The organism is Pseudomonas sp. AU12215 (assembly GCF_001675465.2).
Taxonomy (GTDB): Bacteria; Pseudomonadota; Gammaproteobacteria; order Pseudomonadales; family Pseudomonadaceae; genus Pseudomonas; species Pseudomonas nitroreducens.
Map to the genome: position 1 here is coordinate 1 of NZ_MACM02000171.1, position 1,230 is coordinate 1,230.

Sequence of the window (1,230 nt, forward strand, 5' to 3'; positions counted from 1 at the left end):
TGCAGGACACCATCTACCAGTTCGAGCATGCCCAGGGCGTGGTCAAGTGCATCACCCGCGATATCGGCAACCAGAGCAAGTCCGAGCAACTCGCCGAGGCGCTGGCCGAGCAGACGCGCATCATCATCGTCACCATCCAGACCTTTCCGGCGCTGTTCGATGCCCTGGACAAATACCCCAAGCTGGCCAGCGGCCGCTATGCGGTGATCGCCGACGAGGCGCATTCCTCGCAGACCGGCTCATCGGCCAGCAAGCTGAAGCAGATTCTCGGCAGCGATGCGCCGGACGCCGAAGAGATCAGCGCCGAAGAGCTGCTGGACGCCGCCGTGGCCGCCCGCGCGCCCAACGAGCGCATCAGCTACTACGCCTTTACCGCCACGCCCAAGGCCAAGACCCTGGAGCTGTTCGGCCGCCCGGCCAACCCGGCGCTGCCGGCGAGCGCCGACAACAAGCCCGAGGCGTTCCACCTCTACTCCATGCGTCAGGCCATCGAGGAAGGCTTCATCCTTGATGTGCTGCAGAACTACACCACCTACAGCACCGCCTGGAAGATCGCCCACCCGGACGGCGACGACGAGGAAGTGGACTCGAAGAAGGCGCGCATGAAACTGGCGCGCTGGGTGCGCCTGCATCCGTACAACATCAGCCAGAAGGTGGAGGTGATCGTCGAACACTTCCGCGCCAATATCCGCCACCTGCTGGGCGGCCAGGCCAAGGCCATGGTGGTCACCAGCAGCCGGCAGGAAGCAGTGCGTTACCAGTTGGCAGTGCAGGCCTATGTGAAGCAGATGGGCTACACCGATGTGCACCCGCTGGTGGCCTTCTCCGGCAGTGTGCTGCCGGATGGCGTGATCCCCGAAGAAGTGACGGAAAGCAGCAGCCTGCTCAACCCCGGCCTGAATGGGCGCGACCTGGCGGAAGCCTTCGACACCCAGGACTTCAACGTGATGATCGCCGCCAACAAGTACCAGACCGGCTTCGATCAGCCCAAGCTGTGCGCGATGTACGTGGACAAGAAGCTGCAGGGCGTGGACTGCGTGCAAACCCTGTCGCGGCTGAACCGCACCTTCGGCGACAGCAAACCCACCTTCATCCTCGACTTCTTCAACGACGCCCAGGACATTCTCGACGCCTTTCTGCCGTACTACACCAAGGCCGAGCTGACTGACGTGACCGACCCGCAGCTCATCTATGACCTGCAGAAGAAGCTGGATGCCGAGGGCATTTACC

The 1,230-nt window shown here is 63.1% G+C and carries 1 pseudogene; it reads left to right on the forward strand.

The features are described 5' to 3' along the window. Nucleotides 1–1,230 (forward strand): annotated as a pseudogene (locus tag A9513_RS27995) (type I restriction endonuclease subunit R); the annotation flags it as partial.